This is a genomic window from Psychrobacter sp. Marseille-P5312, assembly GCF_900291405.1.
GTDB classification, from domain to species: domain Bacteria; phylum Pseudomonadota; class Gammaproteobacteria; order Pseudomonadales; family Moraxellaceae; genus Psychrobacter; species Psychrobacter celer.
In genome coordinates, this window is sequence record NZ_OLML01000001.1 from 2740461 (window position 1) to 2761352 (window position 20892).

The following is a 20892-nucleotide window of genomic DNA, read 5'->3' on the forward strand; positions in this document are numbered from 1 at the left end:
TTTGTAAATATAAACAATTATCATTTACATGTTGATAATTATTATCGTTTGAAATATGATGTCTGGGCTTTGTTACTCGCATTGAGTTTTTAAGTAACAAAACCTTGAAGAATTAAATCACCACTAGCCGCTTATTTTGTTGTTTTGATAAATAATTTTAATAAAACAGAGCGTCAAACCTCTCTGTTTTTTGCTTTCTCTTTTACGAAGGTTGTTTTGTTTATGTCGATGTCCCCGCTTCGCTCTTATTTACCAGATACCCGCTTCTCTACTCGTTTACCACAGTGGCGACAGCGTGATTTGGTCACTAGCATCGCCTTAGCGTTATTTGCATTGGCCCCTGTCAGCGTCCAAGCAGCAGATTTTGTGGACGACACTCCTGAGCTTACCGATGATACTGCCCTACCAAGCGTCCGTCTCGACCCTATCGTGGTGACCGCCACACGCTCTGAGCGTGCCTTAAGCGATGCGCCAGTTGCGATGCAAGTACTGAGCCGCCAAACGCTCGATGACAACCACGCCCATACCTTAAAAGAAGCACTGGCGCTGTTGTCCAATGTTTACTTGCGCGAAGTCCATGGCAAGACAGGCTATGAAGTCAGTATGCAAGGCTTCACCGGCGATCAGGTATTGGTGCTCATCGACGGCTTACCGATTACCGCCAGTACGGGCTCGACGGTGAACTTAAATCAATACATGAATATGGATATCGAGCAAATAGAAGTGGTACAAGGAGCGGCGTCAGCGCAGTTCGGCAGTGCAGCCATGGGCGGGGTGATTAACATCATCACCAAACCTATCGGCGCAGCGACAGGACATATCACCACCGAGATTGCCAGTAATGGTGAACAAAACCCATCAGGTAAACAAATAGACGCCAACAAACGCTATGTCGAAACCAGCGTAGAAGGCGCTTTAGATAAAGATCAGCGTTTTCAGGCGCGCCTATCAGGCTCATATCTAGACAATGATGGCTTGAGCTTGGATCATAAAGCGTGGCCCAGACTCAAAGACGCCAGCGAGCAGTCACAAATCAGCGCACGCCTAAGCTATCGCCCTGATGGCAAAGGCATGTCAAACGATAGCAATAGTAGCGACGATAGCCGCATGGTCAAAAACGCTCAATATTGGCTAGAGGCCAGTCACTATAAAGAAGATGACGTCAGCCGCTTTAATTACTATGTGGCACCGCGCTATTTGGCGCAGCAGCGAGATGAGCACATCAGCAAACAGCGCTTTAGTGTCGGTGCACGCGCTGATATCACGCCACATGCAGACGATCGTAGCAAGACCTATCGATTGTCCGCTCAAGCGCTGTATGAGGACTATCAAAGTGAGTCTAATACCAAAACCCAGCAGACCATCACCAGCGCCCGTGACACCGACATCAGTACCACGCTAGCGCAAGCACAGCTCGACCTACCTGAGTGGGTGCTATCCGGCGATCATATTCATCTTATTCAGGTCGGCGGGCAGCTTCAGCAAGACAAGCTGAGCCAAACGAAAAACCAAGTCAGCGAGCTGATCAGCGATGAGGTCAGCCGTGACGTCGGTGAGCTGTATATACAAGACGACTGGCTAATCGGTGAGAACTGGGAAGTACTGAGCGGGGTTCGCTACCAAAACGATGAAGACTTTGGTGGCCATACAGCGCCAAAAGTATCGCTCAAATACAACCATTTGGACGCCAGCGGCCGCGAGCATATCTTGCGTGGCAGTATTGGCGGTGGTTATCGCGTGCCCAATCTAAAAGAGCGCTACTACGTCTTTGATCATAGCAATTTGGGCTACAAAGTGATGGGCAACCCAAACTTGCAGCCGGAGACCTCAACCAGCTACCAAATCGGCTATCAAGGTCAGCTGAGCGATACACTCAACCTCACCGTCAATGGTTTTTATAATGACGTTGACGATCTGATCCAAACCGACGAGGACAATGCGACCTTTGATGGCAATATCGCTGTTTATAAATATATGAACGTCGATAGCGCCAAAACCTACGGCGGCGATATCGGTATCGACTGGCAAGTGGACGAGCGCACCAAACTACAAGTCAGCTATGCATATCTCAAGACCCACAATAATGTCACCGATACCGAGCTGACCTATAAGCCCAATCACAAAGCCATGCTGGCACTTGACTATCAAATTAACGACAAGTTACAGCTGATTCCGCGCCTCAACTACGAATCCAAACAGCTCGTCAGCACCAGCGCACAGACGTACTCACCGTCTTGGTGGACGCTCGATAGCAAGCTCAATTATGACATGACGGCAAACCTGAGCCTATACGCGGCGATCAATAATATCTTCGATGTACAGCGGGATGTCACCGATGCCAGTGACTATCGCCCGATCGACAATCGTGAATGGCTACTGGGTGCCAGCTACCACTGGTAAGCCCTTGCCTGCACTTATCTTAAAGCAACTTTTGTAAAACAATTGTTTAAAAAACTCTGTCTATAGCGCTGTTTTTATCTTTAGCCAAAACAACAACCATCAAGGAGCCTGACATGACCAAACCCACCCTAGCAATGAGCACCAAGCCGACCAAATTGGCACTACTTTTTAGCAGCAGCCTATTAGCCCTTAGCATGACCGGCTGCGGTGGCAGCAGTGATGGCTCGAGTAGTGGCAATAACGGAAATAGCGATAATGATGGCAGCACACCGCCTGCCAGCAGTGCCAGCTTTAGCGAAACCGCCACATGGCAAGTCACCAACCTAGCACCTGATAGTGCCACTTGTTATGACTTTGATGCCAAAGCTGAAAGCTCATGTGACGGCGATACGTGGGATATTAAGTTTGAAAACCAAGCACGCTCAGTCAAGCTTTGGTCCAATAGTGGCGACTCTGGCGCAGGCATGGGCGGGGTTTTTGGCTTGATCGATTGGTCTGATCTGAGCCGTTATACCAATGCCACCCTTGACCCTGATACAGACCTTGACATCAGCCTGCACTATAACGAAGACCGCAGCGGCGGGGTGTTTACTGCCAAGCCTTGGTTTGAGTACAACTTACAAGGCAAGCATCAGCTATATCCCAACAACCGCGTCTATATGGTCACCACAGACAGTAGTAGCGCCATGACAGACAGCAGCGTCCAGCAGCCGATCTATGCCTTGCAAATCACCAACTACTACAATGATGCTGGAAAATCTGGCTACCCAACCATTCGCTGGATTGATACGGCGCTACCAAATCAGGTACAGACTCAAACCATCAACGCCACCAGCAATGATGATTGGGTATATGTCGACCTAAAAACAGGCCAAAGCAGCACGGACAAAGACAGCACTTGGCAGATCGGCTTTAAGCGTAATGATGTGATTTTAAATGGTGGGGATTCTGGCAGTGGTAAGATTGGCGGTTATCTTGCCGCCACACCAGCAGGATATTATGATGCAAAAGACGAGCCTATTGTCAGTCAATTTATCACCGATGGTAGTGCAGCGACCTTAGCCGACCTTACCAGCACAGCAGACTACGACAAGCCACTAAGCGCCAGAAGCTGGGTGATTGACAGTAAAGGCTCGGATCTCAACCCTGCGTATACTGGCAACTTCCCGAATTTGGATTTTGGCTGGTACACCTACAATGGCATGACCCATCAGCTAAATGCCAAACCACTTGATAGTGCTCAAGGCGCCCTTATCAGATCTGCTGAAGGCAACAGCTATGCGCGTATGCGTTTGGATAAGATCAATTATCCTGATAGCACGGCGACGACGGCGACCTCATGGGAGTTTAAACTAGACATTCAGCCGGCTTCTTAGGCTGTGTTTTTTCACCCAGTCGCAGAGCAAGGAATCGAATAAAAAGCTATTTTTTATAGCTTCTACTTGTCATAGCTTTTATTTATATAGCCTGTATTTGTTTTTTATCAGCGTTCAGCCTTATAAGCATCTATAGGGCGAACGCCAAGCTTCTTTAAAACCCTCAAACACGTATATTTATTGAGTCTTTATGTCCCCTCGCGCTGCCACTTCTTTGTATCATATGGTATGGGCGCACTATCGCCTGCCGTTTTTAAAAGTTGTTTTATTAAACCTGCTCAATGCCGCCGTCAGCGTCGGTATCATCGCGTATATCAATCACACCTTTATCAGCCAGTCTGTCTTTAGTGCTTTATCATGGCAGAGCTTGGGGCGGTTTTCGCTATTGGTGCTGCTATTGCTAACGACCACGTTTTTAGCACAATATACCCTCATACGCTTGGGTCATCGGTTTGTCTATGAGCTACGGACAAAACTGGTCAAACAAATCATCGACACCGCCGTGCCGCAGATAGATAATCTAGGGAGCGCACGCCTACTTGCCAGCCTGTCCTCTGACATTCAGTCTATCACCACCGCGTTTGTGCGCATGCCAGAGCTGGTACAAGGCGTGATTTTATCGGTAGGTGTCGGGCTGTATCTGGGCTGGCTGTCGCTGCCATTGTTATTGATTGTCATGTTCTGGATTGTGATGACGATTTGGATCAGTACTATTTTGGTCAAGCACGTCTATACGCATCTGACAGAGCTACGCGAGATCAATGATGATTTATACCAAGATTATCAGTCCATCATAGAAGGGCGTAAAGAGCTGGCGCTCAACCAACACCGCGCCCAAAGGCTGTATAACGACGACTTTTTGCGGCACGCCAAAGCCTATGAACAGACCGTGACCAAGTCTGACACCTTTCATTTATCGGCAGTAAACTGGTCCAATATCATGATGTTTGCCGCGATTGGTATCATCTTTGCTGTCGCAAGCTCTCTGGGCATCTCCATGACTGTGGCCACGACATTTTCTTTGACGATTTTATTTATGCAGTCCCCGCTCCTACATGCTGTCGGCGCTTATCCCACGCTACAAACTGCCCAAGTGGCTTTAGAAAAAATACAGGCGTTGGCACTTGCTGATTATCAGCCGGATTTTCAAACAGACAGCGCGGCGACAAACTGGCAAACCATCTGTTTTCAGGATATCTGTTATCGCTACCCACACAACACCGATAGCCAAAATGTGACAGCTGTCGACAGCAAGCATGCCGATGATATCTTACAGTCTGTCACGCTAACTTTGCAACGTGGCGATGTGGTGTTTTTGGTAGGGGCAAATGGTAGCGGCAAGTCTACGCTGGCCAAGATCATCACGGGGATTTTTGCCCCGACGACGGGCACCGTAACAGTCGATGGAAAGCTCATTCATTCTCGAAACAGCGATTCACAAAATAGCGACTTACACACTAACAACTTACAAAGTAGCGCCGATTATCGCCAGCTGTTTTCGGCGATTTTTAGCGATCATCATCTGTTTACGCAGCTCATCGGCCCTAAAGGACAAGCGCCTGATCGAGTACTGACGGATACGTGGCTGCATCAGCTCAATCTGCAAGACAAAGTGAGCATCACTGACGACACCCTCTCTACCGATAAGCTGTCACAAGGCCAACGAAAACGACTGGCCATGCTCATCACTGTCGCCGAACAAAAAGACATCCTCCTCCTCGATGAATGGGCCGCAGACCAAGACCCTGCCTTTCGCCGTGTGTTTTATCAAACACTAATACCCAAGCTCAAAACCATGGGCAAAACCTTGTTTATCATTAGTCACGACGACAGCTATTTTGAGCATGCCGATCGATTGCTACTGATGAAAGCAGGCCGACTGATAGAGCTAAACGCTGAAGAACGGCAGCGTGCCAGCATCGACGCCATTGCGATGCTCAAATAAATGACGCGCGCTTGGCACGATACGCACTACTCGCAGTGGTCGATACTTCTATAGTCAATCCGATATGGCGAGATGAAGTGTTTTTTTACGCAGCATCGAGCAGCGCAGGTACAGCACGCAAGAAAACCAACGCTTTATCGAGCAATTTAGATTTGACTATACGGAGTCCTTGAATGCAATTTTTTTAATGATAACAATTATCATTAATGTTATTATTCTCATTGTTGTAAGTATTGTTACAACTTTGTACCCAAAAGCCAACCATTTCAGTTCAAAAGGACATCAGATGCGGTCTCATTTACCCCCTCTATCTATCCGAACCACCCGAAAAAAACACCTGACATTGGCCGTACAGATCGGCCTCTTAATGGGTGTCAGTCACATCGCAGCCGCGCAATCGATTGCGGCCAAGACAATCGACAACTCAGGCAGTGCTGAGTCGTCTACAGGCGCAGAAGTCATCAGCGCAAGTGAAACGACCACTGCTGCGACCTCGATCGCCCCATCGACCACGTTAGAGGCCATTACTGTCTATGCCGATGGCTATCGCAGCACCGGTACCAAGACCGCCTTAGACCCTGAAGATGCGCCCATGAGCTATACCCGTATCGATCAGGAGCTGTTAAAAAAGCGCCAAGCAGATAGTGTCAACGCTGCTTTGCGTTATGAGCCAGGCATAAGCTCGGAGAGCCGCGGCACAGTCTCTATCTTTGATGAGTATAATATCCGCGGTTTTAAGACCTACTCAAATTTTTATGACGGCCTCAGACTGCCCTATGATGGTGCGTGGAATCTGATGCCACAAGTCGATGTCTATGCGACTGAAGCGGTCGAGGTGGTCAAAGGTCCCGCCTCTTCGCTCTACGGTTATGCTGCACCAGGTGGTATGGTCAACCAGATCGCCAAAACCCCAAAGAGCACGCAAGAAACCGAAGTGCAGCTGCGACTTGGCAATCAAAACTTAAAAGAGGTAGCGGTCGATACGACAGGACCAGTCAGCGATGCGCTTAACTATCGCTTGGTGGCATTAAAACGGCAAAAAGACGGTCAAATGCAGACCACCGAAGAAGAGCGATTACTGATTAATCCATCGCTTGAGTGGCAGGCGACTGACGATGTCTCTGTGCTTGCTAACCTCTTCTATCAAGATGATCCAGAGATGGTGCCATCCACTCCACTACCCGCTGTCGGTACGGTCTACAACGCCAGCTATGGCAAATTAGACAGAGACGCCTATGCAGGAGATCAATGGAATCATTTTAGTAAAGAAGTACTGATGCCAAGCATTACGGTAAACTGGGATATCAATGACAATCTCACCTTTAAGCACATCTTACGCTACACCGATGCCGAAGCTGAGCAGCGCAATATGTATAATAGTGGCGGGTTTGTCGATGATAGCGATAAGATCTTAAACCGCGTGGCGTATACCACTGATGAGCGTATGAAAAACTGGACCACAGACAACCAGCTGGCTTATCAATTCGACACTGAAAATACCTCACATAATCTATTGTTCGGTATTGAGTATCAAGAAACCGACAGTAGCGCGACTTACTATGATGCGGGCGCAGCGGGTACGCCAAACCTTGACCTATCTAATCCAGACTTCTCACAAATAAATACGGCTACGCTGCCACTAGATGCCTATCGTCAAGACGAAGACATCGAGCAAAGCCAGCTTGGGCTCTATGTACAAGATGAGATGCAGTGGCAAGATTTGACCGTGGTCGCAGGCTTGCGTCACGATAAGTTTGAGAGTATCACTGAGCAGACCAAAGCCGCACAAGGCGCGGTGTACGATGCACAAACGATCGATAATGATGCCTCAAAAACCAGTGGTCGTCTGGCGGCCATTTATGATTTGGATAATGGTTTATCGCCTTATGCCAGCTATTCGCAGTCGTTTCAGCCTGTCGTTGGTAGCAACTTTATTACCAATGAAGCGTTTAAACCCACCACCGCCGACCAGCTAGAAGCGGGTATCAAATATCTGTCCTCAGATCGCGCGACCAAAGGCACGCTCGCTGTCTTTGATATCACGCAAAAAAACGTCGTGGTCGCAGACGAAATCAACTATAGAAGCCAAACTCAGACCGGTGAGATTGAGTCAAAAGGCTTTGAGATATCAGGCAGTCATATGCTCAATGACTGGGTGGATGTTGCGGCAAGCTACAGCTATACCGACGCTGAGATTACAAAAGATGAATTCAACCCTGATGTGGTCGGCAATACCCCAGCGCAAACAGCTAAGCACAAAGCCACGCTGTGGGCCGACTACTACGCCACAGATAAGCTTACACTGAATGCAGGCGTACGCTACGAAGACGGCATGCAGCTTGATAAACAAAACTCGGATGAGCTACCAAGCGTGACATTGGTCGATATTGGCGGTAATTATCAGATCAACCCAATGCTGGCTGTCGGCGCAAGCATCAATAACTTGTTTGATAAAACCTATGTCGGTGCCTGTTACGATATCAACAACTGCTGGATGGGGCCTGAGCGTCAAATGTCTGTCAGTTTGCAGGCGACATTTTAAGCGTTAATCAAAAAGGCTGGTGCTTTGGTGGAGACTGACCAGAGCACCAATGCTTTATAACTGGCCTGATGACATGCCTTATCACTCAGCAAGGTCTTTGGCATGGCGCCACGCTTCCATCCCGCCCAGATAGATGTCGAGATTATCAAAGCCTTGGCTCGCCAGCCAGCCTGCAGCGACTGTGGCTCGTGCGCCGCTAGCACACATCAACGTATAGTGACGATGCTTATCAAGTACCTGCCAGCGCTCATTGAGATGGCCGACATAGATGTGCTCTGAGCCTTCGATCGCATCGGCGGCGCGCTCATCAGCGTCTCGAACGTCGAGGAGCACCCAGTTTTTTTGGTCGATACCCGTACCATTATCATTCAGACGTTTGTTGACCTCATGGGTGTCAATCATCGGTATCTGCTGCAGACGTTCGCCTTGCTTGGCTGCAGCGACCACACCCACATAGCCGCCCACCACATCATCAAGCGCCACCCGCACCAGATGTGCCATGGCAGTAGCCAACTGCGTTTCATCTGCTGCCACCAACACAATACGCTCGCCTTCACCGACAAACCAACCAACAAAGGCAGGAATCATGCTGACTGGTAAACTCAACGAACCTAGGAAATGGCCAGAAGCGTACGCCATCGTCTCGCGGATATCGATGATATGATCGGCATCAATGTCCTTAAACTGTGACAATGTCAAATTGCGCGGGCGCATGATAGCTGGCGGCGCATCACCGCCTTGCATATTTAAGCGCTCCATCAGTCTAAAATACGGCGGCTGATAGTGGTTTTCATTAATTTTTGCATCAATAAAAGCATCGCGATCTGTGATTTGTAAACGCGGGTTATTTAGCCGCTCATGCCCGACGCTAGAAAACTCACGCTCTGCCATACCTGAGCCGCAGACCGACCCCGCCCCATGAGCCGGATAAATAATCGCCTGATCGCCCAGTGCTAAGATTTTTTGTAGTGAGTCGTAGAGCAGTCCTGCCACCTCTCTACGGCGGCTGGGATAAAAATCCGTACGACCGACATCCCCTACAAACAAGGTATCTCCAGTAAACACACCTACCGCCTTGTCTGGATAAGCGCTGTCAAACACCGCGTACGCTAGGTGATCATCGGTATGGCCTGGTGTCTCGAGCACCCGAATCTCAAGCTGCCCAATCGCGAAACAATCACCCTCATACACCGTCTGCGCATAGACGATAGGCTGCTCTGGGTTTGGACCATGAAAAACCGTCGCCCCTGTCATGTTCGCCAAAATCGGCGCGCCTGAAACCAAATCCTCATTACGATGGGTTTCAAATATATGCGTAATCTCAAGCCCAGCGGCACGTGCTTTTTCTACATAAATCGCACAATCACGGCGCGGATCAATCACCGCCGCTTGACCACCCGACCCCAACAAATAAGATAGATGAGCCAGTCCAGGTGTCTTGATTTTTTCGAGTAGCATCGTTTTGTCCTTTATATTTATCGTTATCGTTATCGTTGATGTTTTATGTCGTTATAATTTATTCAAGCCGGTGCTTACCGCTTATTTAATTGATGATTTTTTATAAGCTGTTTTATGGGCAAGCCGCTCACACCAATATTTATTTAAAAGTTAGCACAGACCAGCGCCACTCCTCAATATACAACAACATATATTAACATAGCCATTATCTGCTTTGGTGCTTAGCGATAGGTAGCGCCGCCCTACTGTGAAAATTTTACTGATAAGAATAGATAGATAAAACCTTACTGATCAAAACAGCACGCTTGACTTCCTCCCCGACCTGAAAGACGGGGATTCCTAGCATCGCTACTAGAACTTCCTAATTCAACGAGAATTACTTATGCAGACTGGCTACACAAGACTTACATTCTCTCCAAAGGCTAACCCCGCAAGTCCTGCGGTTTTGATATTGATGGCAGCATTGATATCACGGTCATGGTCAGCACTGCATTCAGGACAGACCCAACGGCGAGTATCAAGCGCCAAAAACGGTAGTATGTACCCACAACTGGAACAGCGCTTAGAGCTGGGGAAAAACTGGTCTATCTTAGAGATAGAGCGACCCGCCCAATCAGCCTTGTATTCTAGTTGCCGTACAAATTCACCCCAACTGGCATCGCTGATATGCTTAGCCAGCTTAGAGTTTTTGATCATGTTCTTAACGCGAAGGCTTTCGACACAAACAACTTGGTTATCGTTGATTAGTTTGCGAGACAACTTGTGTAAGTTATCTGATCGACAATCGGAGATTTTAGCGTGAATACGAGCTACTTTAAGACGAGCCTTAGCACGATTGGCAGAACCAAGCTTTTTACGGCTCAGTCTCTTTTGTGCACAGGCAAGCTTCTTAGCGTATTTAGCGGTATGGCGGGGATTGTCAACCTTAGAACCAGTATCGGTTACAAACAGGTGTTTTATGCCAACATCAATACCAATGTTGGTATCGGACTTTGGCAGTACTTGATTTTCAAACTCGCACAAGCACGATACAAAATATCGTCCTGCACGGTCTTTGCTAATAGTGATAGTAGTAGGTACGCTTGGCAAGTCTCTCGACCATCTAATACTAAGCGGCTCTTTATTCTTAGCAATATAGATATTGCCGTCTTTGTACTTAAAGGCGCTCTTGGTGAATTCAGCAGATTGCTTGTGCTTCTTAGATTTGAATGTAGGGTATTTAGCTCGACCTTCAAAGAAGTTTTTGAAAGCGGTTTGTTGATGGCGTATAGATTGTTGCAAGGCAACCGAAGACACGTCATTCAAAAAACTGTATTCAGGTTGCTTCTTAAGCTGAGTCAGCTTAGCACTGGCTTGAACATAGCCTGTTTTAGCCTTGCTTTGATAGTATTCGTCAGAACGCCAACGCAAAATAGAGTTATACACAAACCGGACACAACCAAACGTCTGAGCAAGCAATACAGCTTGTTCATCAGTTGGGTAAAATCGGAATTTGTAGGCTCTATGTTTCATTTCTTACATTTTAAAACTATTAATGTAAGAAATAAACTATTATAAGCCGCCTGATATCCACGCCCTAGAAGGACGTGGTTTTACGGCGGGTGAGATAAAAAATCGGCCTGCAAGCAGACCGATTGGGGCATCATTTTTATGTTTTTTATGAAGAGCTATGCAGACGTCTTGGCGCTAGGAGCATCTACGCGGCTGATGGTAATACCGGTAAAACCGAATATCAATGTCAAGAACAGTGACAAATAGCAGAAAAACGCATAGGGCAAATAATCCAGTACAGGAACGCCTAACGCCTGACTGATAAATACCCCGCACACACTCCATGGTACCAGTGGATTGATGACCGTACCTGCATCCTCAATGGTGCGTGATAAATTTTTGGGATGCAGGTTCAAGCGCTCAAAGGTCGGGCGAAACGCTGTTCCTGATAGTAGAATACTCAAATACTGCTCACCGATCAGCACATTGATACTAAGCGCGGACATCGCCGCGGCAAAGATTGCGCGCCCTGCAGTGGTCAAGCTGCCTTTAATCCCTGATAGCAATGCTGGCAAAATACCCAATGCCGTCAGCAATCCACCCAGACTGAGCGCCAGCACCACGATTGCTTGGGTAAAAAACATGCTTTGTACACCGCCGCGCGATATCATCCCTGCCACTTCGCCCAGCTCTAGCGACTCAGCTGGCGTATAGCCTGCAAACAAATAGCCGCCCAATTGCCCGATACTGGGTGAGCTATGAAAATAGGTGACGATAAGGGCGACAAAAATAGTACAGATGATGGTATAAATGGCGTTGACGCGAAACAGGGCCAACCCTACCAACACGATAAAAGGCAGTACCGCATAGTTTTGTACCAAGCCGCTGTCTATCAGCTGGCTTTGTAGTACAGTCACTTGACTTAAGTCCGAACTCACCGTCTGCCCCGAAAAAAACCAAAACAATATCACGGTTAGTATCCATGCAGGGATGGTCGTATACATCATATTGCGAATATGGGCAAACAGATCAATCCCCACCACAGATGAGGCGATGGTACAAGTATCGGACAGCGGCGACATCTTATCACCAAAAAACGCACCCGACACCACCGCACCTGCAGCGATAGCGACGTTGGCATCAAACGCATGGCTCATGCCGATAAAAGCCACCCCAAGAGTCGCCGCGGTCGTCAAGCTACTGCCTAAGGCCACGCCGATAATAGAGGTCAGTACAAACGCTGAAATATAGTAATACTCAGGCGATATCAGCTGAAAACCAAAATACATCAGCGTCGGAATGGCACCAGACATCATCAAGGCGGCGACCATCAGACCGATAAAAAAGAATAAATATATCGCGCCAATACCGCGCATCACGCCAGAGGCCATCTGCGCTTGCATGTCATCGAAGCTAAGGCCTCGAAACAAACCGATGGCCAGTAGGACACAGATAGCGAGTATCAATGAGAGATGAGGCACCCAGCCAAAGCCGATCATGGTGACGCCCATGATAGCGATGACGATGGCAGAGATCATAAATGCCAGTTGAGAAGAGATTTGAGTGAGTATTTTTGGTGGCATCACACATCCTTAGATTGCCAGTGGATTTGGCGTTAGGGTTGGCTTTGGGGTGGCAAGTTTAATCAGTTGCTCTGATTATTACTACCCTGATTATTTACCAAGTAGGCTATCGGTCTTGGCAGCCATGACAAAATCATTGCGATGCAGCCCCTTAATACTGTGTGACCACCAAGTAACCGTGGCCTTCCCCCACTCTACCAATATGCCTGGATGGTGGCCTTCTGCTTCGGCGATATCGGCAAGCTCATTGGCAAATGCCATGGCCGCGACGAAGTTTTTAAACTTATACTGGCGCTGCAACTGCCGGATACCATCGACCTCGATAAGTGACCAATCAGGAATCTGCGTTAATAGCTCGCGCGCTTCAGTCTCATTGACTGTCGGGGCATCGATACGGCAGGCTTCGCAGCTGGCTTGGGATAGTGTCGTCATAATAAACTCCTTTTATTGTCATGATTACGTTTTTACGTGATATACGCCCGTGTTAAAGCAAATCAGCAGTTGGCATCCATGGCATAGCTCGGCTCAAACAAACCCAGTGACATCGCTTGCTTGACCACGCCCATGATATCGCTGTCGACGATATCAAACAGCGTATCCAGCTCATCAATCACATAATAAATAGGCTGGATATGGTCGATACGATAAGGAGTGCGCAGCACATCGAGCAAATCAAACGCCCGATATTCAGGCGTGTCGCTCAGCGCATATAATGTCTCAGACGGTGAACTTAAGATACCGCCACCATAGATTTTGCGGTCTTTTGGGGCATGGCCTACCAGTCCAAACTCGATGGTAAACCAATAGAGGCGCGCCAAAAACCACCGCTCTTCTTTGCTGGCGTTGAGACCTAATTTACCGTAGGTTTCATTAAAAGCGGCAAATGCAGGATGAGTCAGCAGCGGGCAATGGCCAACGATTTCATGAAAGATATCCGGCTCTTCGATATAGTCCATGTCATCCATGCGGCGAATAAAAGTCGCAACAGGAAAACGCCGCTGGGAGAGCAGTTTAAAAAACTTACCAAAGCTAATCAATGCTGGCACAGCAGCCGTTTGCCACCCTGTGGTCGCTTGCAAGACATCATCGATAGTAGCCAATTGCGGAATTTGGGTGATGGGTAGCTGCAGCTTTGTTAGGCCGTCTAAATATGCTGAACAGGCGCGATTGGGGATTTGTTTGGCTTGTCGCTCGAGCAGCGTTTGCCACATGAGGTGCTCATCATCGCTATAGGCAATATGGCCGTCGCTGTCTGGCTGGTGCGAGACGTATGGCTGCTTTTGCGGCGCTTCTAGATGGGAAGCTTCTAGACGAGAAGCTTCTAGACGAGAAGCCGCTAGATGGGCGCTGCTATTAGTGGTATTGGTATCAGTGCTATCGGTAATTGAGCCGTCAGCGGCTTGTTTTTTGCCGAGGTCATTTTTGTGAGTGTTGCTGACAGCGCGTTGATAAGAGCGGGTATGTGAGAGGCGATCCATGCCTGTACTCCTTATATGACGATTGTTTTTTCTATCAGCCCATTGTCCCCTATCTGTTGACCATTCAAACTGGCGCGTCTATCACATCGCCTAATCGGTCAAACAATCTAGCCAGTCAGGCCAGCCAATGCGGATAAGACTAAAAATACGCAAGCCAACTGCTACGTATAATGAAGCAAGTGGACAAGACAAACTCCTTTTGCCTTGCCCGCAGCTATAGCTATAGTGCTTCTGCTTCTGGTTGACCGATAGCGCCGCGGCGCACTTGGTCGCGCTCGATAGATTCAAACAACGCCTTAAAATTACCTTCGCCAAAGCCCTCTGCATAATCGCCTTTACGCTGGATAAATTCAAAAAACACCGGACTGCCTAAGATGGTCTCGGAAAAAATCTGTAGCAGTAAGCGAGGCTCATTGCCCTCAGTCGTGCCATCTAGCAAGATACCGCGCGTTTGCAGCGCCGCGACATCCTCACCATGACCCGGCAGACGCTCACTTAACATGTCGTAATAAGCAGCGTTTGGCGCAGTCATCAGCGGAATGCCTGCCGCTTTGAGCAAATCGATGCTCGCCAGCAAGTCGTCACTGGCTAAGGCAATATGCTGAATGCCTTCGCCATTAAAGTGCATCAAATACTCTTCGATCTGCCCGCCGCCCTGCTTTGATTCTTCATTAAGCGGGATGCGAATTTTGCCATCAGGGGCGGTCATGGCTTTACTAGTAAGACCTGTGTACTCGCCTTTGATATCAAAATAACGGATTTCGCGGAAATTAAAGATACGCTCATAGAAGTTTGCCCAATACGCCATTCGGCCGCGATAGATGTTGTGCGTGAGATGATCGATGACTTTAAAGCCATGACCGGTAGGCTGCCTATCGACGTCAGCAAAAAACTCAAAGTCGACATCATAGATAGACTCACCGTCTTTGTAGCGATCAATTAAATATATCAAAGAGCCACCGATGCCTTTTATCGCAGGCAAGCGCAGCTCCATCACGCCTGTCGGCACCTCGATAGGCTGCGCGCCCATCTCAATGGCCCGCTCATAGGCTTTTTTGGCATCCTTCACCCGAAATCCCATACTACATGCCCCTGCACCATGCTCTTCTACAAAATAGCTGGCGTGGCTTTTTGGCTCACGGTTTAAGATGAGATTGATATCGCCTTGACGATAAAGCGCCACGTCCTTTGAGCGGTGGTTGGCGATGTGGCTAAAGCCTAGCTGCTTAAACAATGCATCGACGGCGTGTGGCTCAGGTGAAGCAAACTCTACAAAATCAAATCCGTTTAGTCCCATTGGGTTTTCAAATAAATCTGCCATGGTCATCATCCTTAATATCAATTACTGCTAAAAATAGTTAGTGCTAAAAATTGGCACTGTCAATCCGTATAAAACCTTAAATCAGCGTAAAAATTTGTCTATATCAATAACGCTTATTGACGATGCATTCATATTAGATTAGCTTTATTTATAAGACTAATTGTTTTTTATGATTTATTTATCAGGTTTACTTATGAATATCAGCATTCGCCAATTGACCGCATTTATCACTGTCGCTGACAATGGTAGCTTTACCCGTGCCAGCGACCAGATGCATCTGACCCAATCTGCCGTGAGTGGCTTGATCAAAGAATTAGAATCCAGCCTCGGCATCGTGTTGTTTGACCGCACCACCCGCCAGCTGTCGTTGTCCGCTGTCGGTCGCCATCTGCTGCCACAAGCGCGGCGGGTACTAAATGAGATGCATCTTTTTGAAAACGAAGCCAGTAGTTTGACCAGCTTGGCACAAGGCCAAGTCAGACTAGCGGTGTCGCAGTTTGCAGCCTCCTCTATGCCTGCTGTCATCGCTCAGTTTTCCCAAACCTATCCTGATATCAGCGTGTCGTTATTAGATTGCTCGGCCGAAAATGTCCTACAACACATCCAAAATATCGAGGTGGACTTAGGCGTCGGTACCGAGCTTGGATTTATGGAGATGGATGATGACATCAGCACCGACTTACTGTACGAATTGCCGTTTTGTGTGGTGATGCCAAAGCAGCATGTGTTGGCACAAAGAAGTGAGATCGTCTGGCAAGACTTGCTAGAGACGCCGCTTATTACCTTGCAAGGGCCATTTATTGAGCAAGTCACCACCGAGCTTGATGAAGCGGTCGCCGCCCATATTCAGCAAGCGCGCTACAAGGTCAATTTTATGTCGACAGCGCTGGAGATGACGCGTCAAGGGTTTGGTATCACGTTGTGCCTACCCTATATGCCAGAGGTAATCGACTGGGTCAGCGCCAATGGCTTACAGATGCGGCCACTTGCTCATCCAGTCAAGACAAGGCGGTTTTTTATCTATCAACGCTCATCACGAGCGCTAGCGCCTGCAACGGTTGCCTTTAAGCAGTTTTTGCAAACGTATTTTTCGCAGCACTTTACCGATCTGCATGGCTAATAGCGCCCCTAAAAGTAAGCGATAATGGGGATAAAAACCCTTGCAATACCTCTGATGATAACTTAGCATAAGACATAAATTATACTATCAGTAATAAATTACGTATTGCGTAATAAGCCTTATATTTCTTATTCACTCACTTTTTATCACCTAACTTTATCCTTTATTTTTTTTAGCAAGGAGCATCTTATGTCAATGATTGACAAAAACCTGACTTCGTTTATCGAGGTTGCCGCCGACTCTGATTTTTCTATTCACAATTTGCCTTATGGTATTTTTAGCGATACCAAGACTCAAGCAGAGGCAGACAACCGCCGTGCTGGCGTGGCAATCGGTGAATACGTACTGGATTTGTCTGTGCTTGAGTCAGCAGGTCTTTTAGATTTAGCAGGCGGGCCGTATTTTAACCAGCCGACCCTAAACGCCTTTATTGACTCAGGCCGAGATAATTGGCAAAAGGCGCGTGCGACGGTTCAAACACTGTTATCTGACGCAGACAGTACCCTACGTGACGACACCGAGCTACAAAAAAAGGCACTGTTTAAGCAAGCGGATGTCACCATGCATCTGCCCGTTCACGTGCCAGGCTTTACCGACTTTTACTCATCTAAAGAGCACGCAACCAACGTCGGTACGATGTTTCGTGATCCAAACAATGCGCTGCTACCCAACTGGACAGAGATGCCAGTCGGTTACAATGGCCGCGCCAGTACGGTCGTCGTCAGTGGTACCGATATCGTGCGCCCCTCTGGGCAGCTAAAACCTAATGCGGATGAGCGCCCTATCTTCTCACCTTGTAAGCGCTTGGATTTTGAGCTAGAGACTGCGTTCATCGTTGGCAAAGGCAACCAGCTTGGTCAGCCTATCGCCGTCGATGAAGCGTTTGAGCATATTTTTGGCATGGTGTTGCTCAATGACTGGTCAGCGCGCGATATCCAAAAATGGGAATACGTGCCTTTAGGGCCATTCAATGCCAAAACCTTTGCTTCTGAGGTCTCGCCTTGGATTGTCACCATGGAGGCGCTTGCCCCTTTTAAAACCTCATGCCCTACCCAAGAGCCAAAACCGCTGGCGTATCTAAACGAGACCGCCACTGATACCAGCTTTGATATAAACCTATCGGTCGAGCTGCTACCCGAAAATGCCGAGAGCGCTACTGTCGTTTGTGAGACAAACTTTAAGTACATGTATTGGTCGATGGCGCAGCAGTTGACACACCACACCATCACCGGCTGCAAGGTAGAAGTCGGGGATATGATGGGCTCAGGGACGATCTCGGGGCCGACACCTGACGCTTATGGCTCAATGCTCGAGATCGCTTGGAACGCGACCAAGCCTGTGACGCTGGCCGGCGGTGAGACGCGCAGCTTTATCGAAGATGGCGACACCGTCATCATGAAAGGCTATAGCGAAAAAGACGGCGTTCGAGTCGGTTTTGGCGAAGTACGCGGTAAAGTCTTGCCTGCCCTAAGCTTTGATTTTTAGCTTTGATTTTGACCACTGATACTGGCTATCACATAGGCGTGCAATGCTAAACAGTTCATCACGCTGCCAAATTTTAGTAAAGCATACGTCCGCTCTGATCAGACCGTTGCTCGAACCATACTGGCAGTATGACGCAGGTCACGCTTTATCAAAAGGATATTGATATGAGCTTTACAATTGAAAAAATCCATCACGTGGCTTATCGCTGCAAGGATGCCAAAGAAACTGTCGAATGGTACAAAAAACATCTAAACATGGACTTTATCTTGGCATTTGCCGAAGATCATGTACCCTCAACCAAGGCCTTCGACCCTTATATGCATGTGTTTTTAGACGCAGGACACGGCAATGTCTTGGCATTTTTTGAAGTACCAAATCAGCCTGAGATGGGCTTTGACCCCAATACGCCAAGCTGGGTACAGCATTTGGCACTGAAGGTAAAAGATCGAGATGCCCTGATGCTGGCAAAAACGCATTTAGAAGACAATGGTATCGAGGTGGTCGGCGTGACCAATCACGGTATCTTTCACTCGATTTATTTCTTTGATCCAAACGGCCACCGCTTGGAGCTCACCTATGACGATGTCACGTCAGAAGAAAAAGTATCGATGATTACCGAAGCGATGAAGCAAGAGATGCTCGATGAGTGGTCACGTACCAAACGCGCACCCGTCCATACGCAGTTTTTGCACAACGAAGAGTTAGAAGAAGTAAAGCAACAACTCCCTATGGGCGAATAAATAGTCGGTGCAGGACTTGAGTATCGAAAAATAATGTTAAGAAAAAAACACCGTTACATCACATCATAACGCTGCGCGATTGCCCGTATCTGCGCGACCAAATCATGTTGCTTATGTACAGGCAGTTGCTCATTGGTCCCGATGACCGTGATGGCATACTCTAAACCGATAGGTGCGTGTTTCTCAGTACTGTGATCGTCTATATGACTTGCCTGTGATGATATCAAAGCAGGCATACTAATGGCGTTGATACCTTTGAGCATATCGCCTGTCACCATGGCATAGCCTTGGGTACGGATATTGGCGCATCGTTCGCTAAACGTCTGACGTTTTTGTGCCATGTCATCATAGGTCTCATGATCACGCCATTCTGCCATCACCAATGGCCAAATAACCGTATCTGACTGATAGCTGGCAAACAGCTGTCCTGTCGCCGAGGTGCTAAGCGGCATCCGTGAGCCCACACGCGTGATGATACTGATGGCGCTATCTGGCTCGACCGACTGGATAATAATAGGCCCTTCGGTAAACCATTTGGCAATCTGTACCCCGCAGTGCAAGGCGTCTTTGATATCATGAGCGATAAGCGTCAGGCGCTCTAGAAGGTTGTTTGGACGGTGGGCTCGGTGGCTTAGCGCGTCGACTCTGTGCCCAAGTCCGTAGCGCCCGTCTGCCAATTGCTGTGCATAGTTTTTTCGAATGAGACTGACCAAATAGCGATGACACTTGGCAGGATGCATTTGCAGCGCTTGAGCAATGTCTTTTAACATCATAGGCTCGCGGCGCTCGATAAGGATATCTAAGACGGACAACCCTGTCTCCAAAGACTGGACGCCATTTTTTTGAGTGGTCGGCGCGCTGTCTATAAGGCTTTTGGCTGCTGGCATAATGGACTCGCTAAAAGGCTGGCTTTATTTAGGCTTAGGCCGTGGAATGAGAAGTACAATTTTATAACACTTACGCCTGATTGTATGCATGTGCAGTTGGAGAGCATGCATATCTTATGCAACGATAATGACGGGACAAGCTATGGTGGCAACGGGGCGTTTGACTCACAACATAACATAATAAAAGGAAGATACCATGATGAAACTTTACGGTTATTTTCGTAGCGGCACATCTTACCGTACACGTATCGCAATGAATCTAAAAGGTCTAGAGTACGATTATCTGGCAGTCAATCTGGCCCAAAACGAGCAGCTAGCTGAGACTTTCAAAACCCTAAACCCACAAGGATTGGTGCCTATTTTACAGGCTGATGACGTATTACTCTATCAAAGCCCTGCCATATTAGAGTGGCTAGAAGAGGTCTATCCTGTGCCGCCTTTATTGCCCAGCGACGCTGCTGGCCGTATGCAAGTACGAGCGCTGAGTGCGATGATTGGCTGCGACATACACCCTATTAATAACCGCCGTATTTTACAATACTTACGCCACGAGCTGTCTGTAGATGAAGCGCAGGTCATGACGTGGTGCAACCGCTGGATCAGCGAAGGCTTTGCAGCTTTAGAAAAACGCTTGGCAGCTGACCATACTCGCGGTAAGTTTTGTTACGGTGACACACCAACCTTTGCAGATTGCTATTTGATACCACAGGTGTCGTCTGCGCGCCGATTTGAGGTGGACCTCACCCCCTACCCAACCATCGTCGCCATTGATGCTCACTGCCGCACCTTAAAAGCCTTTATAGATGCCGAACCGATGCAGCAGCCTGATGCACCACAAGCGATCTAGCTGACCTAATGCCATCACCAGCACCCTATTAAGTGCGATATAGTGAACCACCCCGACTATGTCGGAGTCTGGTTTACTTGAGTCAGGCAGCGATGCCTGAAAGGATTAAATTATAGTTAGCTGAATGTAAAACTGTTATGGATTTAAACGCGCTACTGGTATAAATTTTACTTGCGTGCTGCGTTCCCAGAGGCTGCGCAAAATTCCTCCCAGTAGCGC

Annotated in this window: 15 protein-coding genes; 8 read left to right on the plus strand and 7 right to left on the minus strand. The window is 48.1% G+C overall.

The features are described 5' to 3' along the window. Positions 1–222 precede the first annotated feature (222 nt). The 4 genes from C6W44_RS11770 (at position 223) to C6W44_RS11785 (ending at position 8263) form a co-directional block, all read left to right on the plus strand. Complete coding sequence (locus C6W44_RS11770; protein WP_105245862.1) at positions 223–2400, plus strand: TonB-dependent receptor plug domain-containing protein; 2178 nt, start codon at positions 223–225, stop codon at positions 2398–2400. Between the two features lie 113 nt (positions 2401–2513). Further along, positions 2514–3776, plus strand: coding sequence for an HmuY family protein (locus tag C6W44_RS11775; protein ID WP_227526432.1), 1263 nt, complete (start codon positions 2514–2516; stop codon positions 3774–3776). Between the two features lie 190 nt (positions 3777–3966). Next, on the plus strand, positions 3967–5721 hold the full coding sequence (locus C6W44_RS11780; protein WP_105245864.1) for a multidrug ABC transporter permease/ATP-binding protein: 1755 nt from the start codon (positions 3967–3969) through the stop codon (positions 5719–5721). A 286-nt stretch (positions 5722–6007) separates the two neighbouring features. Next, positions 6008–8263, plus strand: a complete 2256-nt coding sequence (locus tag C6W44_RS11785; protein ID WP_105245866.1) for a TonB-dependent siderophore receptor — start codon at positions 6008–6010, stop codon at positions 8261–8263. A gap of 81 nt (positions 8264–8344) precedes the next feature. On the opposite strand, the gene C6W44_RS11790 is transcribed toward C6W44_RS11785, so the two are convergent. The 6 genes from C6W44_RS11790 to hppD all read right to left on the minus strand — a co-directional run bounded on the left by C6W44_RS11790 (position 8345) and on the right by hppD (position 15594). After that, positions 8345–9721, minus strand: coding sequence for an MBL fold metallo-hydrolase (locus tag C6W44_RS11790; protein ID WP_105245868.1), 1377 nt, complete (start codon positions 9719–9721; stop codon positions 8345–8347). 393 nt (positions 9722–10114) lie between these two features. Beyond that, positions 10115–11233, minus strand: a complete 1119-nt coding sequence (locus tag C6W44_RS11795; RefSeq protein WP_105245870.1) for an RNA-guided endonuclease TnpB family protein — start codon at positions 11231–11233, stop codon at positions 10115–10117. A 155-nt stretch (positions 11234–11388) separates the two neighbouring features. Further along, positions 11389–12795 carry a Na+/H+ antiporter NhaC gene (gene nhaC, locus C6W44_RS11800; RefSeq protein ID WP_105245872.1) on the minus strand — a complete coding sequence of 469 codons (1407 nt, stop codon included), beginning with the start codon at positions 12793–12795 and terminating at the stop codon, positions 11389–11391. A 90-nt stretch (positions 12796–12885) separates the two neighbouring features. After that, the gene (locus C6W44_RS11805) at positions 12886–13227 is read right to left on the minus strand and encodes a 4a-hydroxytetrahydrobiopterin dehydratase (protein WP_105245874.1); all 342 of its coding nucleotides are present in this window, start codon (positions 13225–13227) and stop codon (positions 12886–12888) included. A 62-nt stretch (positions 13228–13289) separates the two neighbouring features. After that, on the minus strand, positions 13290–14273 hold the full coding sequence (gene phhA / locus C6W44_RS11810; RefSeq protein ID WP_227526433.1) for a phenylalanine 4-monooxygenase: 984 nt from the start codon (positions 14271–14273) through the stop codon (positions 13290–13292). A 220-nt stretch (positions 14274–14493) separates the two neighbouring features. After that, on the minus strand, positions 14494–15594 hold the full coding sequence (gene hppD / locus C6W44_RS11815) for a 4-hydroxyphenylpyruvate dioxygenase (RefSeq protein ID WP_105245876.1): 1101 nt from the start codon (positions 15592–15594) through the stop codon (positions 14494–14496). 193 nt (positions 15595–15787) lie between these two features. On the opposite strand from hppD, the gene C6W44_RS11820 reads away from it, so the two are divergent. The 3 genes from C6W44_RS11820 (at position 15788) to C6W44_RS11830 (ending at position 18939) form a co-directional block, all read left to right on the plus strand. Next, a complete protein-coding gene (locus tag C6W44_RS11820; RefSeq protein WP_105246681.1) occupies positions 15788–16714 on the plus strand; it encodes a LysR family transcriptional regulator in 927 nt (308 codons plus the stop codon). A 189-nt stretch (positions 16715–16903) separates the two neighbouring features. Further along, on the plus strand, positions 16904–18199 hold the full coding sequence (fahA, locus tag C6W44_RS11825) for a fumarylacetoacetase (protein ID WP_105245878.1): 1296 nt from the start codon (positions 16904–16906) through the stop codon (positions 18197–18199). A 164-nt stretch (positions 18200–18363) separates the two neighbouring features. After that, the gene (locus tag C6W44_RS11830; RefSeq protein ID WP_105245880.1) at positions 18364–18939 is read left to right on the plus strand and encodes a VOC family protein; all 576 of its coding nucleotides are present in this window, start codon (positions 18364–18366) and stop codon (positions 18937–18939) included. Positions 18940–18992: 53 nt separating this feature from the next. Here C6W44_RS11830 and C6W44_RS11835 read toward each other — a convergent pair whose 3' ends face one another. Then, positions 18993–19826, minus strand: coding sequence for an IclR family transcriptional regulator (locus tag C6W44_RS11835; protein ID WP_105245881.1), 834 nt, complete (start codon positions 19824–19826; stop codon positions 18993–18995). Positions 19827–20025: 199 nt separating this feature from the next. On the opposite strand from C6W44_RS11835, the gene maiA reads away from it, so the two are divergent. Further along, positions 20026–20673, plus strand: a complete 648-nt coding sequence (maiA, locus tag C6W44_RS11840; protein ID WP_198336252.1) for a maleylacetoacetate isomerase — start codon at positions 20026–20028, stop codon at positions 20671–20673. Positions 20674–20892 lie beyond the last annotated feature (219 nt).

Coding starts and splice junctions, on each gene's coding strand:
- C6W44_RS11780 (WP_105245864.1), top strand. CDS start 3,967: ATGTCCCCTCGCGCTGCCACTTCTTTGTATCATATGGTATGGGCGCAC.
- C6W44_RS11775 (WP_227526432.1), top strand. CDS start 2,514: ATGACCAAACCCACCCTAGCAATGAGCACCAAGCCGACCAAATTGGCA.
- phhA (WP_227526433.1), bottom strand. CDS start 14,273: ATGGATCGCCTCTCACATACCCGCTCTTATCAACGCGCTGTCAGCAAC.
- C6W44_RS11805 (WP_105245874.1), bottom strand. CDS start 13,227: ATGACGACACTATCCCAAGCCAGCTGCGAAGCCTGCCGTATCGATGCC.
- C6W44_RS11785 (WP_105245866.1), top strand. CDS start 6,008: ATGCGGTCTCATTTACCCCCTCTATCTATCCGAACCACCCGAAAAAAA.
- fahA (WP_105245878.1), top strand. CDS start 16,904: ATGTCAATGATTGACAAAAACCTGACTTCGTTTATCGAGGTTGCCGCC.
- C6W44_RS11795 (WP_105245870.1), bottom strand. CDS start 11,233: ATGAAACATAGAGCCTACAAATTCCGATTTTACCCAACTGATGAACAA.
- C6W44_RS11835 (WP_105245881.1), bottom strand. CDS start 19,826: ATGCCAGCAGCCAAAAGCCTTATAGACAGCGCGCCGACCACTCAAAAA.
- nhaC (WP_105245872.1), bottom strand. CDS start 12,795: ATGCCACCAAAAATACTCACTCAAATCTCTTCTCAACTGGCATTTATG.
- maiA (WP_198336252.1), top strand. CDS start 20,026: ATGAAACTTTACGGTTATTTTCGTAGCGGCACATCTTACCGTACACGT.
- C6W44_RS11820 (WP_105246681.1), top strand. CDS start 15,788: ATGAATATCAGCATTCGCCAATTGACCGCATTTATCACTGTCGCTGAC.
- C6W44_RS11770 (WP_105245862.1), top strand. CDS start 223: ATGTCGATGTCCCCGCTTCGCTCTTATTTACCAGATACCCGCTTCTCT.
- C6W44_RS11790 (WP_105245868.1), bottom strand. CDS start 9,721: ATGCTACTCGAAAAAATCAAGACACCTGGACTGGCTCATCTATCTTAT.
- C6W44_RS11830 (WP_105245880.1), top strand. CDS start 18,364: ATGAGCTTTACAATTGAAAAAATCCATCACGTGGCTTATCGCTGCAAG.
- hppD (WP_105245876.1), bottom strand. CDS start 15,594: ATGGCAGATTTATTTGAAAACCCAATGGGACTAAACGGATTTGATTTT.